At 66.9% G+C, this 15,821-nt stretch carries 14 protein-coding genes; 6 read left to right on the top strand and 8 right to left on the bottom strand.

The window, feature by feature from the left end; translation table 11 throughout:
- Positions 1-4: 4 nt before the first annotated feature.
- On the top strand, positions 5-1,945 hold the full coding sequence (locus CR918_RS07385; RefSeq protein ID WP_088100705.1) for an EAL domain-containing protein: 1,941 nt from the start codon (positions 5-7) through the stop codon (positions 1,943-1,945).
- A 7-nt stretch (positions 1,946-1,952) separates the two neighbouring features.
- On the opposite strand, the gene CR918_RS07380 is transcribed toward CR918_RS07385, so the two are convergent.
- Entirely contained in the window at positions 1,953-2,612 is a 660-nt protein-coding gene (locus tag CR918_RS07380) for an O-methyltransferase (protein WP_032951763.1), read from the bottom strand.
- Between the two features lie 103 nt (positions 2,613-2,715).
- On the opposite strand from CR918_RS07380, the gene CR918_RS07375 reads away from it, so the two are divergent.
- Complete coding sequence (locus CR918_RS07375; RefSeq protein ID WP_025874904.1) at positions 2,716-3,348, top strand: TetR/AcrR family transcriptional regulator; 633 nt, start codon at positions 2,716-2,718, stop codon at positions 3,346-3,348.
- Between the two features lie 15 nt (positions 3,349-3,363).
- Here the strand turns inward: CR918_RS07375 and CR918_RS07370 are convergent, their stop codons facing one another.
- Positions 3,364-3,975 (bottom strand): TetR/AcrR family transcriptional regulator, encoded by a 612-nt coding sequence (locus tag CR918_RS07370; RefSeq protein WP_032976163.1) that lies wholly within the window; start codon positions 3,973-3,975, stop codon positions 3,364-3,366.
- A 103-nt stretch (positions 3,976-4,078) separates the two neighbouring features.
- Between CR918_RS07370 and CR918_RS07365 the strand changes: the two genes are divergently transcribed.
- Positions 4,079-5,155, top strand: a complete 1,077-nt coding sequence (locus tag CR918_RS07365; protein WP_099842362.1) for an MBL fold metallo-hydrolase — start codon at positions 4,079-4,081, stop codon at positions 5,153-5,155.
- Between the two features lie 21 nt (positions 5,156-5,176).
- On the opposite strand, the gene CR918_RS07360 is transcribed toward CR918_RS07365, so the two are convergent.
- The gene (locus CR918_RS07360; RefSeq protein WP_243378997.1) at positions 5,177-5,710 is read right to left on the bottom strand and encodes a helix-turn-helix transcriptional regulator; all 534 of its coding nucleotides are present in this window, start codon (positions 5,708-5,710) and stop codon (positions 5,177-5,179) included.
- A 76-nt stretch (positions 5,711-5,786) separates the two neighbouring features.
- A complete protein-coding gene (locus tag CR918_RS07355; RefSeq protein ID WP_088100665.1) occupies positions 5,787-6,566 on the bottom strand; it encodes an NAD(P)H-dependent oxidoreductase in 780 nt (259 codons plus the stop codon).
- An 84-nt stretch (positions 6,567-6,650) separates the two neighbouring features.
- On the opposite strand from CR918_RS07355, the gene CR918_RS07350 reads away from it, so the two are divergent.
- The 3 genes from CR918_RS07350 to CR918_RS07340 all read left to right on the top strand — a co-directional run bounded on the left by CR918_RS07350 (position 6,651) and on the right by CR918_RS07340 (position 11,172).
- Positions 6,651-7,547 (top strand): LysR family transcriptional regulator, encoded by an 897-nt coding sequence (locus CR918_RS07350; RefSeq protein ID WP_099842360.1) that lies wholly within the window; start codon positions 6,651-6,653, stop codon positions 7,545-7,547.
- A 114-nt stretch (positions 7,548-7,661) separates the two neighbouring features.
- Complete coding sequence (locus CR918_RS07345; RefSeq protein ID WP_099842359.1) at positions 7,662-10,781, top strand: discoidin domain-containing protein; 3,120 nt, start codon at positions 7,662-7,664, stop codon at positions 10,779-10,781.
- Positions 10,744-11,172, top strand: a complete 429-nt coding sequence (locus CR918_RS07340; protein ID WP_133119674.1) for a hypothetical protein — start codon at positions 10,744-10,746, stop codon at positions 11,170-11,172. The genes CR918_RS07345 and CR918_RS07340 overlap by 38 nt, the downstream gene beginning before the upstream one ends.
- A 135-nt stretch (positions 11,173-11,307) precedes the next feature.
- Here the strand turns inward: CR918_RS07340 and CR918_RS07335 are convergent, their stop codons facing one another.
- From CR918_RS07335 to CR918_RS07320, 4 genes are read right to left on the bottom strand one after another with little or no spacing between them, the layout of a single operon-like run.
- Positions 11,308-12,282, bottom strand: a complete 975-nt coding sequence (locus CR918_RS07335; protein WP_099842357.1) for an ABC transporter substrate-binding protein — start codon at positions 12,280-12,282, stop codon at positions 11,308-11,310.
- 19 nt (positions 12,283-12,301) lie between these two features.
- Positions 12,302-14,038 carry an amino acid ABC transporter permease/ATP-binding protein gene (locus tag CR918_RS21370; protein ID WP_099842356.1) on the bottom strand — a complete coding sequence of 579 codons (1,737 nt, stop codon included), beginning with the start codon at positions 14,036-14,038 and terminating at the stop codon, positions 12,302-12,304.
- Positions 14,035-14,601 carry a GNAT family N-acetyltransferase gene (locus CR918_RS07325; protein WP_025874925.1) on the bottom strand — a complete coding sequence of 189 codons (567 nt, stop codon included), beginning with the start codon at positions 14,599-14,601 and terminating at the stop codon, positions 14,035-14,037. Before CR918_RS07325 ends, CR918_RS21370 begins: the two co-directional genes overlap by 4 nt.
- Positions 14,598-15,818 carry a M20 aminoacylase family protein gene (locus tag CR918_RS07320; RefSeq protein WP_099842355.1) on the bottom strand — a complete coding sequence of 407 codons (1,221 nt, stop codon included), beginning with the start codon at positions 15,816-15,818 and terminating at the stop codon, positions 14,598-14,600. Before CR918_RS07320 ends, CR918_RS07325 begins: the two co-directional genes overlap by 4 nt.
- Between the last annotated feature and the right edge of the window lie 3 nt (positions 15,819-15,821).

Here is a 15,821-nt window from a genome sequence, read left to right as displayed (position 1 = left end):
GGCTATCGATGCGCTATCGAGGCTCTCGACCCGGGTTCTGGACAGCGCCCTGCCCAGCCTGCCGCTGTACCTGCTGCAGGCCACTGCGGTGATCGGCATGATCGGCGTGTTCCTGATCGCCACCCGCCGCGGCGGCCATGCCATGGAAGGACGTCGCGTCTACATCGGCGCGATCCTCGGCCTGATCTACCTGTTCAATTCATGGTTCGTGGCCGGCTACGCGCAGGGCGTGGTCAAACTCAACCTCGGCATCGACATCCTGCTGATCAGCGGTCTGCTGGGCGGCTGGCGCGGCGGCGTGACCTGCCTGCTGGCCAGCCTGCTGGCGCGCTACCAGTTCTCCGGCACGCAGTATTTCCTGCCCGCCAGCCTGGAAGCGGCGCTGCAGGTGCTGGCAGGCATCTGGCTGCGCGGGCGGATATACCCGCGCATGCTCACCCACTTCTCGCTGCGGTTGATCCTGCAGGCCTGGGCGGTGCGCATCGCGGTGACCTTGATCGGGCTGGTGTTGGGCGTGGCGATCATCGGCAGCGCGCAGCTGCCCCTGCTGGAACTGGCCACCCAGCGCGTGCTGGCCCTGCCGGTGTCACTGCTGGTGCTGGTGGCCGTATTCGCGCTGGTCTACAACGATGCGCAGATCGATGCCCAGCGCCAACGCGAACATGCGTGGATGCGCATCGACCCGGTGAGCGGCCTGCCCAACCTGCGCGCCCTCGACGAGCGTCTGCAGCGTCATTGGCGCAGCAGCGAAGACCGCGGCAACGCGTGCCTGATCGTGACCGAGATGGGCAACCTGCAGGACCTGCTGCTGCGCTATGGCCCGCTCAATGACAGTGGCCTGTGGAACCCGCACAACGCCGAGGCCGTGCGCCGCACCCTGCTGCATGCGCGACCGACCGATGCGATGGAGATCTATCAGTTCGGTGACAGCGCGCTGGCGATCCTGCTGCTGGATGCTAGCCTTGCCGATCTCCGCGCGGATACCGAACTGCCTGCGTTGGCCGACCGCCTGTCCACGGTGATCGGCGATGACTGGCCGGGCTTCCGCCCGGTGTTCCGCTGCGCGGTGGTCGAGCTGCAGCCGCCCACGCAGGACGACAGCTCCATCCCGTTCCGCGCGGTCACTCTGGCCTTGAACGCGATCGAGTCCGGTGTTGTGTTCTTCGATGATCCGATCCAGCGCGACAGCGAAGTGGATGCCCTGATCGAGACCGCGCTGGACCACTGGCTGCAGCACGCCGATGCACCACTGTACTACCAGCCCAAGTTCCGCCTGCAGGACCGCCACCTGGTCGGCGCCGAGGCGCTGCTGCGGATGCGCGATGGCGATGGCCACCTGATTGCACCGATGCGGGTGGTTTCGCTGCTGCGCCGTCGCGGACGCCTGGCCGAACTGGAATGGGCCACGCTGCAGGCAGCCACCGCCTTCCTTGGCCACTGCAGGGATGATGGGCATACGCTGACGATCGCAGTGAACGTGTCCGCCGAATCGCTGCGCCAACCCGGTTTCGGCGCACGCCTGTGCACCTTGCTGGAGCAGCAGCGCATACCCGGCGCGATGCTGCGGCTGGAGATCGTCGAATGGACCGAAATCGTCGAGCGCGACGTCGTCGATGCCAACGTCGTCGTTCTGCTGGCCGCTGGCATGAGCCTGTCACTGGACGACTTCGGCGCCGGCTATTCGACCCTGATCCTGCTGTCGCAGCTGTCGGTGGCCGAGGTCAAGATCGAGCGGGCATTGATCGCCACGCTGTCCGATGCCAAGTCGCAGTCCATCGTCCGCTTCATCGTGGAAGTAGCCCACCGCTGCGGTGCCATCGTCGTTGCCGAAGGCACCGAGACCCCGGCGCAGGAGCAGCTGCTGCGTGCGCTGGGGGTGGATGTGGGCCAGGGCTATCTGTATGCACGGGCCCTGCCACCGGAGCAGTTCCGGCAGCTGGCCTGAGCGGCCTTCAGGCCAGCCGCATCGACAGCTCCACATCGTCGGCGAAGGGCACGGACAGATAGCCTGCATTGCCCGAGCGCATGCGCTGCTGGTAGCGCGGGCTGTCGTCGGCGTTGTCGGCGATCACCACTGCGCCCGGGCGCAGCCGCTCGTGCAGCAGCTCCAGCACATCGTCGTACAGCACCTTGGCACCATCGAGCAGCACCAGATCGATCGTATCGGGCAGGTCCACCGCCAGGGTCTCCAGTGCGTCGCCCACGCGGATCTCGACCAGATCGTCCAGGCCTGCTTCACGCAGGTGGCCGGCGGCACGGCGCGCCTTCTCCGGTTCGAACTCGGTGGTGATCAGGCGGCCGCCGCCGTTGTCACGCAACGCCGCAGCCAGATGGATGCTGGAGATGCCGAACGACGTACCGAACTCAACGATGCTGCGCGCGCCACTGCTGCGCGCCAGCAGGTACAGCAGGCGGCCGGTTTCCGGCGACACCGGCAGCCACAGGTCCTTCAGCAGCTCGCCATACAGGCGCCGGTATTCGGTGCGGCTGCCCAGCAGGCGCTGCCGTTCTTCGGGGGAGACGGAGGTCAAGGCCGGGCTGAGCGCGCTGTCGGCTTCGGTGAACAGGCGCGCCAGCAGGGGCGCGACCGGGGTTGAGATCAGGGTGGACATGGACGGGTGTTCCTTTCGATGACGGGGTTAGAATGCGAATGATTCGTCGCAATCAAGAATACGGACGATCTCCGGTTCCGCCTATTCGCATTGGAAAAGCCCCATGTCCGAACGTCGTCCGCCGCAGATTTCCTCGAGAAAACAGCCTCGCCAGTCACGATCGAACGACTTGGTCGCGGCCATTCTCGAAGCCGCTGCTCAGGTTCTGAAGCACGAAGGCGCCCCCCGGTTCACCACCGCGCGGGTGGCCGAACGCGCCGGCGTCAGCGTCGGTTCGCTGTACCAGTACTTTCCCAACAAGGCGGCAATCCTGTTCCGCCTGCAGCGCGACGAGTGGCAGCAGACCGGCGCGATGCTGCGCGACATCCTGCAGGACACACGACAACCGCACCTGCAGCGCCTGCGCACGTTGGTGCATGCCTTCATCGTGTCGGAATGCGAAGAAGCGCAGACCCGTGGCGCGTTGAACGATGCCGCGCCGCTGTACCGCGATGCGCCGGAAGCGCAGGAAGCACGCAGCGAGACCGACGAAGCGATGCTCGTGTTCATGGCCGAGCTGCTGCCGCAGGCCTCGGCGGGCACGCGCCAGCTGGCGGTGGATCTGATCGATACCACGCTGGGTGCCACCGGTCGCGAATTTTCCAGTGAACCGCGCACTGCCGCCGAGATGCGCGTCTATGCCGATGCGGTCGCGGATATGTTCTGCGCCTATCTCAGGCAGCTGGGCGCGCACTGACGTGCAGCCGCCGGCTTACACCGCGTAGAAGCCCAGGAACATCGCCACCGCCGACTCGGCCACGCGCGTGCGTTCGGCCTGCGCCAGCGGCGCCTGGCCCATCGTCACCTGCGGCCAGAACGCGAAGCTCTTCACCAGGCCCTGCAACTGATGGCCGGCGAATTCCGGATCGACCTGGCGCAGCCGCCCATCGGCAATCGCCGCACGGATCCATGCGCTGACGCCGCTCTCCTTCTCGCCCATGCGGCAGACGATCGCCTGCGCGCGCTCGGGTGAATGGATGATCTCGGCCATCGCCACCCGCGCCAGATCGATGAAGTTGGCATCACCCAGCAGGTCCAGCTTCTGCCGCAGCAGCTGCAGCAGCTGCACATCCAGCGGCTGGTCGGCGCGGTACGGCAGCTCGACGCTGGCCACGCTGCTCTGCCACAGCTCTTCCAGGATCAGCGCGAACAGTTCTTCCTTGCTCGGGAAGTGGTTGTAGACGGTGCGCTTGGAGACGCCAGCCACCGCCGCGATGCGGTCCATGCTGGTCGCCTCGTAGCCGGCCGAACGGAACTCTTCCACCGCCGCGCGGACGATGGCCTCGCGCTTGCGGTCGGTAAGGCGTTGCGGGGTACGGGGCATGGCGGAACCAGACAGCTGAACGGATGCCACCATTTTACACCCAGCAGTGTACTTTCTGAAATCCGGAAACTACACTGTGCAGTGTACCATGCGAACGTCACCCATGAAGCGCCTGCTCCTTGTCCTCCTGCTCGGAATCCTCGCCGTGACCGCCTATACCTTCTGCAAATCCTGGTCCCTCCCCGACTTCCCCGATTCGCCGCAGTACCGCGAAGGCAAGTTCCGCAATGCCCTGCCGAAACCGGCAATGGGCCTGCGTGATGGCCTGGAGATCTGGTGGACCTTCCTGTTCAACAAGCCCAAGGGCACCGTGCCCGACCACCCCATCCCGGTGCAGGCGCTGGACCGCGCCACCCTGGACGCGGCGCCCGACCGCAGCCTGTTCCGCCTGGGGCACTCGACGATCCTGCTGAAGCTGCGCGGCCAGTACTGGTTGACCGATCCGGTGTTCTCCGAACGCGCCTCACCGGTGCAATGGATGGGCCCGGCACGCTTCCATGCGCCGCCGATCAGCATCGACGAACTGCCGCCGATCGCCGGCGTCATCCTCTCGCACAACCACTACGACCACCTCGACCACGCGGCGGTAATGAAGCTGGCCGGCAAGACCGCGCGCTTCATCGCACCGCTGGGTGTGGGCGACCAGCTGATTGCCTGGGGCGTGGATGCAGCCAAGGTCGAGCAACTGGACTGGTGGCAGTCCACCGAAGCCGCTGGCCTGCGCCTGACCGCAACCCCCGGCCAGCATTTCTCCGGCCGCGGCCTGGGTGACAGCGATCGCAGCCTGTGGGCGTCGTGGGTGATCCAGGACAGCGACTTCCGCATCTTCTTCAGCGGCGACACCGGTTACTTCGACGGCTTCAAGGCCATCGGCGAGAAGTACGGTCCGTTCGACCTGACGATGATCGAAACCGGTGCCTACGATCAACGCTGGGCGTTCGTGCACATGCAGCCCGAACAGACCCTGCAGGCGCACCTTGACCTGCGTGGCAAGTGGCTGCTGCCGATCCACAATGGCACCTTCGACCTGGCCCTGCACGAGTGGCAGCAACCGTTCGAACGCATCAGCGCATTGGCTGCCGCAAAGAACGTGCCGGTGGCCACGCCGATGATGGGCGAGGCACTGGACATGCAATCACCGACCGCTGGTGCGCGCTGGTGGGAGCGCGTGCAACTGTAACGGCCTGTCGCGCAGCGACCCTCAGCCGGGATGCTGAACCAGCCGTTCCTGCTCCTTCGCTACATTGATCTGCAGCGCCGCAGCAGCGAGCTCCGCCAGCTCGCTGCTGACCTTCTGGCTGCCGCGCGCCTGCATCCACGAAAGAATATCGGCCAGATGCCAGATCGACGCGCTGCCTTCGTGCACCGGTGCCGGAAACGTCTGCGGGTGCGCGAGCAGCAACTTGCGCATGTTCTGCCGTGACATGCCCAGCAGATCAGCGACATCCGTCAGCCCAACCAGATCGGGACTGACTTCGATCAGCTCTGCACCGGGTACGGCACGCTGGACGTCTCCCAGCGCGGAGCGCATCGCCTCAGCGGCACTGCTCGCCTCACGACAGAATTCCAGCGCCAGCCTTGCCGGGCTCCCTACGCCCAGCAGTGCATCTCCACATCCCGCATCGAGCAGGTGCCGTTCGAGGACGCCAGGATCACCCGAGGTATCGGGCAGGCGGTATCTCAGGGTGAAGTTGAATTCCGTCTTCAAAGGACCTGCGTCTCCCTGAGTCAGCAAGGGCGGCTACCGCGAGCGCCGCCAGACTGCCGAACCTACGGAATCTCCGTCGCGTTTCCAGAGGCGAATGCGCCACTCACAGTTCGAGGTGAACTCCCAACCCTGCCTCACCCTCGGCCAACTCAGGCCGCAGGCTCAGTGCAGGGATCAGATAATCACCACCGTTCTGCCGCCGGTAGGCAATCACCGGATCGCTCGCCAGCCCATCCAGCCGCGCGCCCAGCCCCTCCAGCACGCCAGGCAAGGACGCCTCATCGATACGGCTGCTGCGGTAGATCACATGCGCGGGCAGCACGTCAAAGCCGGGATAGAACAGGATGCCGTGCTGGATCGGGAACAGCACATCGTCGATCGGCCCATTGATGCCGCGCGGACCGTAATGCGACTCCCAACCACCGGTGGTGACCACCAGCATCGCGCGCTTGCCGGACATCGCGCCCTCGCCATAGCGGTCGCCCCAATGCCGGTCGGAATGTTCGCCCACGCCATAGGCAAAACCATAGGCATACACGCGATCCACCCAACCCTTCAGGATGGCCGGCATCGAGAACCACCACAGCGGGAACTGCAGGATCACCGCGTCGGCCCAGCGCAGTTTTTCCTGCTCGGCGGCGATGTCGGCGCTCTGCCGGCCCGTCCTGAAGGCGTCGCGCGAATCCAGTGACGCGTGGAACGGCACCGAAGGATCCCGCCCGGGGTGATCGTCGGCATCGATCTGCGCCTTCCATTGCATGGCATGCAGGTCGGACACCTGCACGGTGTGGCCGGCGCGTTGCAGGTGCTCGACGGTGAAGGCCTTCAGGGTGCCATTGAGCGAGGTGGGTTCGGGGTGGGCGTAGACAAGCAGAACGTTCATGGTGGCACCAGGGAGGGAATGCCGGCCATGTTGGGTGCCGCCACGCTATAGTTGAAATGAATTCCTGCAATCCCCGGCATTGCCATGGACAATACCCTGCGTCGCATCGACCTCAACCTGCTGGTAACCCTGCAGGCCTTGCTGGAAGAGCAGAACGTCACCCGCGCGGCCGAACGCCTGCATCTGGCCCAGCCCACGGTCAGCGTGCAGCTGGCGCGCCTGCGCCACCTGTTCGATGATCCGCTGCTGCTGCCGGGGCCACGCGGCATGCGTGCCACCGCACGTGCCGATGCGCTGCGCGAACCATTGGCCGAAGCACTGGCTGCACTGCAGCGTGCGGTCGCACCGGTGCAGGCGTTCGATCCGGCCCAGGCCACGCAGACCTGGCGCATCATGGCGTCGGACTTCGGCGAAACCACGATCGTCCTGCCGGCGTTGGCCGACCTGCGCGTGCGCGCACCCGGCACGCGCCTGGCCGTGGTCAGCCTGGCGCCGGCGCAGATGGTGGCGCAGAGCGAACGCGGCGAGATCGATCTCGCCCTCCACATCACCTCCGACGCGCCTCCCTCCCTGCACCATCGTCCGCTGTTCCAGGAACGCTACGTACTGGCCGGGCGTCGCGACCATCCACGACTGAAGCGGCGGCCGACGCTCAAGCAGTTCTGCGCGCTGGACCATGTGATCGTGTCACCGGATGGCGGCGGTTTCCATGGCGGCACCGACAGCGCGTTGGCGCATGTAGGCGCGCGTCGCAACGTGGTGCTGTCGGTGCCGCACTTCCTGTTCCTGCGCAGCGTGCTGCTGCGCACGGACCTGGTGGCGATGATGCCCTCGCGCCTGGTCGCGCAGGACCCGGCCTTGAAGGCGGTTGCCGCGCCCATTGATGTGCCCGGGTTCGAGATGGTGATGCTCTGGCACGAACGCGTGCATCGCGATCCGGCACATCGCTGGCTGCGCGAGCGTATCTGTGCGCATTCATGAAACCTCGTGCCAGGACCCGCCCGGGAAATATTGCGACGCGTCATGTAACCGGTTACATCCCTTGCTAGCGTAGGCCCGCCCGTTCCCGGGCCCTGCCGATGTGAGGCCTTCGCAATGACGTTGTGCGCTGACCGCTGGACCGCTCCACGCCTGTCGAACCGACGCCTTGCCGCGGCCCTGCTGCTCGGCCTCTCACTGGCCGCCACCGCCACCGCACAGAACCTGCCGCCGCGCGCGCAATGGCAGGCCAGCGCGTCGTCGCAGCAGGTTCCGGCGATGGCGATCAGCCACATGATCGACAACGATCCGAAGACGGTGACCGGCGGCGCGTTCAGTCCCGGCCACTGGTTCCAGGTCGATCTCGGCAAGCCTGCGATGCTGGCCGGTGCACGCCTCACCTGGGATGTCTCCAACCCCGAGGGCTATTCGCTGCAGACCTCGCTCGACGGCAAGCAGTGGCAGAGCGCCTACGTCATGGGCGATTCGCTGGGTGGCATCGAGACCCTGTACTTCGCGCCGCGACAGGCCCGCTACCTGCGCCTGGCCAGCCCGCAGCGCACTTCCGACTGGGGCGTATCCATCTTCGAAATGGAACCGCTCGACACCACGCTCAGCGCACGGGTGACCGGGCTGGACGCCACCCAGTCTGCTGCGCTGTGGCAGGGCGGCGGCACGGTTGCCATCCCCGCAGGCAAAGGCGGCATCCACACGCTCGACATCACCCTGCCCCGTGCGCAGCCCAGCACCGGGCTGGCGGTGGACTGGGCCAACGTGCACGGCGCTGCACGCCTGCAGGCGCAGGACACACAGGGCCGCTGGCACGAACTGGCGCGCGACGCGCAGGCGGCGACCCGGCAGCAGAGCTGGCTGGCGGCCGACGCGCCACTGGACATCCAGGCACTGCGGCTGACCGTGGAAGGCGATGCCCCCCAGGTCAAACGCATCCGCCTGCTCGGCCCGAAGGCGGTGATGACGCCGATGAAGCGCTACCAGATCGCCGCCAGTGGCGCGCAGCGCGCGTTGTTCCCTGCCTCGTTGCATATGCAGCAGACCTACTGGACCGCAGTCGGCGTGCATGCGGGCCGGCAGAAATCGATCTTCGACGAATACGGCAACATCGAGGCCTACAAGGGCGCACCGCTGGTGCAGCCGATCTGGCGCAGTGCCGATGGCCGCGCGACCGGTGCCGCCGAACAACCGGTGCAGCACGCACTGCGCGATGGCTGGAAGCCGATGCCGTCTGCCACGTGGTCACCGCAGCCCGGGCTGGAACTGCGCAGCGAAGCCTTTGCCATCGAGCGCGACGGGCAACCGGTCACCTTCGTGCGCCATCGCCTGCGCAACACCGGCAGCGCGGCCATCGAAGGCACGCTGACCCTCGCAGTGCGACCGATGCAGATGAATCCGCCGTGGCAGAACGGTGGCCTGTCGCCGATCCGCCAGGTGGCCGTTGCAGGCAACGCCGTGCGCGTCAATGGCCGCACGCTGCTGCAGTCACTCAGCGCGGTGGATGCCGCTGGCACCGCCCCCTTCGGCAACGAAGGCGACACCGAGATCACGTCGGCCATCGCCAGCGGGCAGCTGCCTGCCGCACAACAGGCAAGCGACGCCGCAGGCCTGGCAGCGGCGGCGTTGAGCTATCGCGTCCGCCTGGCACCCGGTGCCAGCGATGCAGTGGTGGTGGCCTTCCCGCTCGGTACCGCCACCGCCGATGCCAATGGCGTGCTGCCACAAGCGCCGGAACTTGACCTCGCCTCGCTGCCGCGCGACGGCGACAAGGCTTTCGACGCGCTGGCCAGCCGCGCCTCCGCCGATTGGCAGGCACGCCTGGGCCAGGTCGGCCTGCGCCTGCCCGACCCTTCACTGGTGGACATGCTGCGCGCGCAGGCCGCGTACATGTTGATCAACCAGACCGGCCCGGCGATGCAGCCCGGCCCACGCAACTACAACCGCTCCTTCATCCGCGACGGCATGGCCACCTCGGCGGTGCTGCTGCGCATGGGCGAAGCCAAGGTGGCACGCGACTACCTGGCCTGGTACAGCGAACACGGCGTGCACGGCAATGGCCTGGTGTCGCCCATCCTCAACGACGATGGCAGCGTCAATACCGGCTTCGGCTCGGACATCGAGTACGACAGCCAGGGGCAGTACGTCACCCTCGTTGCCGACGTCGCCCGGCTCGATGGCGGGCCGGAAAGCGTACGTGCCTACCTGCCCAAGGTGAAGGCCGCGCTGCGCTTCCTGCAGGAACTGCGCGAACGCACGCTGGTGCCGGGCTACATGGCCGACCAGCCCTCGCCGGAGCGCTTCGCCGGCATCCTTGCGCCGTCGATCAGCCACGAAGGCTACCCCTCACCCACCCACAGCTACTGGGACGACTACTGGGGCCTGAAGGGCTGGCATGACGGCGCGTGGTTGGCTGAATCGCTGGGCGACCACGAAACCGCCACGTGGGCGCGCGAACAGTACAAGGCGCTGTATGACGCACTGCACGCCTCGATCCGCGCGACGATGGCGTGGAAGGGCATCGACTTCATTCCGTCATCGGCCGACCTCGGCGATGGCGACCCGACCGGTGTATCGATCGCGCTGGATCCCACCGGTGCGCAGAGCGTGCTGCCGGCCGAGGCCCTGCGCACCACCTTCTCCCGCTACCTGGACGATGTGCGCAAGCGCAACCAGCCCGGTGCGCTGTATGCCTACACGCCGTATGAAATCCGCAACGTGCTGAGCTACGTGCACCTGGGCCAGCCCGAAGCGGCCGACGAGCTGCTGCAGGGCCTGCTGCACGATCGCAGGCCGCTGGAATGGCAGGTGCTGGCCGAGGTCGTGCACTCGCGGTTGCGCTTCCCACGCTATCTGGGCGACATGCCGCACACCTGGATCGGCGCCGAATACGGCCGCACCCTGTTCGGGATGCTGATGCGCGAGGATGACGACGCGTTGTCGCTGCTGCCGGGCACGCCCCCTTCCTGGGTCGCTGGCGAGGGCCTGGCCGTGGACCGCCTGCCCACTGCCTATGGCACCCTGCAGATGCAGGCGCGGCAGCGCAACGGCAACCTGACCGTGTCGCTAGGCAAGGGGCTGCGCAAGGGCACGCCGGTACGCGTATGGTGGCCCAGCCGTACCCTGCCCAAGGACGTGCGCGTGGATGGGCGATCGGTACGGAACTTCGACAAGGATGGCGTGCTGCTCGATGGCCCGTTCCGCACCTTGGAGGCACGTTGGCAGTAATGCCGATGCAGGAACCGAAGTGATCGAACTTCTACTCGATGGCAGCCCTGTCGCCGCCGCTACCGACGATCAGCTGGCCAGCGCACTGGCGCTGGCCGCATCCATGCCCCAGTTCGAGCTGTGGGCATCGGTGCCCGACGGTCCATCGCTGTGCATGCTGCGCAATGCCGAGCATGCATGGCTGATGTACCTGCGCGAGCCCGGCGACGGCGGCTTCCACTCCTGCGGAAACGAACACCGCGCCGGCAACGCTTATTTCCGGCTCGACAATGGCCAGGTGGATGGCTATCCCCTGGCGTGGTGCATCGGCATCGAGGCGTGCTTCGCCGCGATCCGATTCTTTCACGGCAGTGGAGGCGCCCGCCTGGAACACATCGATTGGCAGCCCTGACCCTGGTAGAGGCCGACCTTGGTCGGCATGCCCCGCCTCGCATTCCGGTGGCTGCCCTCCGGTAGATGCCGACCTTGGTCGGCATGCCCCGCCTCGCATTCCGGTGGGTGCCAACCGTTGGTTGGCACGCCTGCTTCAGAACCCCGGCAACCCCGGCGGATTGGTCTGCGACTGCGGCACCGCTTCCTCGGCTACATTCCAGCGTGCCAGCACCTTCGCGTAGGTGCCGCTGCTGATCTGGGTGTTCAATGCCTGGGTCACCGCATCGGCCAGGCCACTGCCCTTGCGGGTGGTCACCGAAATCGCCGCTGCGTCCGGCCAGCCACCCGGGAACAGGCCGACCCGGCGCACCTTGCCATCGCGCGCCGAATAGGCGCCGGTGGCATTCGGCTCGAACGACACGTCGGCGCGGCCGGTGATCACTGCCAACCGCCCGATCACCGCATCATCGAAGTACTGGTACTCCACCGGTTTCAGGCCTGCGGCGATGTTCTGCTTGTCCCATTGGCGCAGGATCTGGTCCTGGTTGGTGCTGGCCCCCACCACCACTTTCAGCCCCGCAATGTCGGCCGGTGTGGCGATCTTCTGGATCGGGCCATCGGTGCGGGTATAGATGCCCAGCAGGTCGAAACGATAGCTGGAGAAATCGAACTTCTTCTTGCGTTCTTCAGTGACCGTCACGTTCGACAGCACCGCATCGTACTTGCCCGATTCCAGCCCCAACGGCCAGTCGGCCCAGGCCACCGGCACCACCACCAGCTTCAGGCCCAGGCCATCGGCGATCAACCGCGCGATGTCCGGCTCCACGCCCACCACTTCCTTGCTGTCGGCACCGTAGTCGGCCAATGGCAGCTGGCCGGGATGGGTGGCGATGGTGAACGCGCCCGGGGTGACGAAGCGATAGCCGGCAGGAATCAGCGCCTGTGCCTTCGGATCGGGCGTGCCCTTCAGTATCTGCGCGTTGCTGGCCGCCAGCGAGGTCGCCGCAACGGGCACGCCGTCGGGGCCCTGGCGCACGCGCGAATAGACGATGCCGGCAATGCCGATGACCAGCACACCGATGATCAACAGGGTGCTGCGTGCGGGACGTCGCGGCGATGCTGGGCTCATGGCGGTTCTCGAAAGGGAGTTACAGGGTCTTGGCCAGGAAGTCGGCCGTGCGTTGCTGGCGCGGGTGTTCAAACAGCGCGTCCGGCGTGCCCTGCTCGATCACCCGGCCCTGGTCCATCATCACCACGTGGTCGGCCACGCGGCGGGCGAAGCCCAGTTCGTGGGTGACGATCACCAGCGTGGTGCCGGAACTGGCCAGTTCCTCGATCACGCTCAGCACCTCCGACACCAGCTCCGGGTCCAACGCGGAGGTCGGCTCGTCAAACAGCAGTACCTTCGGCTGCAGGGCCAGCGCGCGGGCGATGGCCACACGCTGCTGCTGGCCGCCAGACAGCTGGCGCGGGAAAGCATCGGCCTTGTCGGCCAGCCCCACCCGCTCCAGCAGGGTGCGTGCCTGCTGCTCGGCCTGGGCGCGCGAAATGCCGCGCACCGCGATGGGCGCTTCGATGATGTTCTCCAGTGCGGTCATGTGCGGGAACAGGTTGAAGCCCTGGAACACCATGCCGACTTCCGCGCGGCGACGGCGGATCTCACCTTCCGGCAACTCGTACAGGGTGTCGCCGTCGCGGCGGTAACCGATCAGCTGGCCGCCCACGGTGACGAAGCCGCTGTCAGCGCGTTCAAGATGATTGATCAGCCGCAGCAGCGTGGACTTGCCCGCACCGGACGGACCAATCAGTACGGTCACGCTGCCGGCCCTCAGTTCCAGATGCACGTCATCAAGCACCGTCTGCTCGCCGAAGGCCTTGCCCACGCCCTGCAGGGACACAGCCGCGCCCGTTCCGGCCTCGATCGGCACGGCAAATGCCGCCCGGCTGGGCACGCGTGCAGCGGTCGCCGCCCGCGGTGCTGCAGACGATACCCGCGACACGTTGCGCTCGTGCTGCAGCTGGCCGCGGGCAAAGCGCTGCTCCACCCGCCGCTGCAGCAGCGAAAGCACCGTCAGGATCACCAGGTACCAGACCGTGGCCACCATCAGCAGCGGCACCACCTCCAGGTTGCGCCGGTAGATCACCTGCACGGTGTAGAACAGCTCCGGCAACGCCAGCACGTAGACCACCGAGGTGCTCTTGGCCAGGCCGATCACATCATTGAACGCTGCGGGCAGGATCGAACGCATCGCCTGCGGCAGGATGATGCGGCGCACCTGGCACCCACGCGGCAGGCCCAACGCTGCGGCCGCCTCGTACTGGCCGTGGTCGACCGACAGGATGCCACCACGGATCACCTCGGCCGAGAACGCCGCCTGGTTCAAGGTGAGGCCGAGCACGGCGGCAGTGAACACGCCGATCAGCTGCGTGGTTGGGTACGAGAACAGGCTGATGCCGGTGAAGGGAACGCCCAGTTCGATGGTGCTGTACAGGTAGCCCAGGTTGTTCAGCAGCAGCAACAACACCAGCAGCGGAATCGAACGGAACAGCCACACGTAGCCCCACGACACCGCCGACAACAGCGGTGAACCGGAGACCCGGGCCAAGGCCAGCAAGGTGCCCAGCGCGAAGCCGAGGCCGGTACCGAGTGCGGTCAGCAGCAGCGTTCGCCCCAACCCTTCCAGTACCGGCCGGGCAAAGAACCACTCGGCGAACGTGCCCCAGCCCCAGCGCGGATTGCCCAGCACCGACTGCAGGCCGATCAGGATCAGCGCGAGTGCCAACACCGTGCCGATCACCTGTAACGGATGCCGCGCCGGCACGATCTTCAGCGCCGTGGCCGGCTGGCGGACAATGCCCTCGATGGCAGTGGAAGGCGTACTCATGCCGCCGCTCCATGCAGTGCGAGGGCGGCTGCGTCGCCCGCCTGTGGCTGTGGCTGTGGAACCAGGTGTTTCTCGAACGGCAGATGCGCGATGGTTTCCGGGTCCGCATGCAGATCGAACAACGCGGTGTAGCCGTGGCTGAGGTACAGGCCGACCGCCTCGGGCTGGCGGAAGCCGGTGGTCAGGAACACGCGCCGATAGCCCTGCCGTGCAGCCTGGTCTTCCAGTTCCTGCAGCACGCGCCGGGCGATGCCCTGCCGACGCAGGCCAGGCAGCGTCCAGATGCGTTTGAACTCTGCGGTGTCCTCATCGCGATGCGGCATGAACGCGCCGCCGGAAATCGCCACGCCGTCGCGCAGCAGCAGCACGAACGCACCGACCGGGGCAGCGAAGGCTTCGGCCGGATAGCGCTGCAGTTCCTCGCGGGCACTGCCACCGATACGCCGGCGCACGTCCGCATAGCGGTGGTCGTACTCCTGCTCCAGGCCGTCGAACAACGGGCGCGCCAGCGGGTCGTCCACCGAGGTGTACAGGAACCGATCGTTGTCATACCGCACGCTCATGCCACGTCCTCCACCAGATAGTGCTCGGCCAGACGCGCCCACAGGCTGGCCGCCGGGGCGATGGCCGCGTCGTTGAACACATAGCGCGGGCTGTGCAGCGGCGCGCTGTCGCCGTTGCCGACGAACACGAAACTGCCCGGCCGCGCCTGCAGCAGGAAGGCGAAGTCCTCGCTGGCGGTACGCGGTGCGAAGGCCTCCACCACCTGCCCCGCACCGAACCCCTTTACCGCCACCTCGCGGATGTAGGCTGTCTGCTCGGGGTGGTTGATCACGCTCGGGAAGCCGCGCGGGAATTCGATCTCGGCACGCGCACCGAAGGCAGCGGCGGTCTGCTCGGCAAGTTCGGTCACCCGTCGGCGCAGCGTATCGCGCACCTCCGGCAGGTAGGCGCGCACGGTCAGCTTCAGCTCCACCACATCGGGGATGACATTGGCCGCCTGCCCACCATGGATCGAACCGACGGTGACCACGCCCATCTGCCGCGGATCGACATTGCGCGACACCACGCTCTGCAGCGCGGTGATGATGTGCGCGGCAGCCAGGATCGGATCGACGCTGCCCTGCGGCTCGGCGCCGTGGCCGCCCTTGCCGATCACCCGCAGACGCGCCCAGTCCACCGAGGCCATCGCCGGTCCGTCGACGAAGCCGAAGTGCCCCACCGGCACGCCCGGCCAGTTGTGCAGGCCATAGATGGCATCGACCGGAAAGCGCTCGAACAGGCCATCGGCGATCATCTTCGAAGCGCCCGAGCCGGTTTCCTCGGCCGGCTGGAACACCAGCTGCAACGTGCCATCGAAACGCCCGTGGTGCGCAAGGTAGTGGGCAGCCGAGAGCAGGATGGCGGTGTGTCCATCGTGGCCGCAGGCGTGCATCAGGCCTTCGCGCTGGCTGGCATAGGCCAGCCCGGATTCTTCATGGATCGGCAGCGCATCGATGTCGGCGCGCAGACCCAACCGGCGACGGCCCTGCCCGCGCTGCAGCGTACCGACCACGCCGGTGCCGCCGATGCCGGTGCTGACCGCGTAGCCCCATTGCTGCAGCAGCTCGGCCACGCGGGCGCTGGTGCGGTGTTCTTCGAAGGCCAGTTCCGGATGCTGATGCAGGTCGTGGCGGATCGCGATGGCCTGGTCGGCACGTGCCGCGATTTCGGGCAACACGCCAGTCGTTGGGGAACTCCGCCGGGCATGGCCCGGCGCTACCGCGTTTTCTCCGCTCATCGC

This window comes from Stenotrophomonas indicatrix, assembly GCF_002750975.1.
GTDB classification, from domain to species: domain Bacteria; phylum Pseudomonadota; class Gammaproteobacteria; order Xanthomonadales; family Xanthomonadaceae; genus Stenotrophomonas; species Stenotrophomonas indicatrix.
Note: the sequence above shows the minus strand (reverse complement) of the source record. Positions and strands in the feature narration are given on the sequence as shown.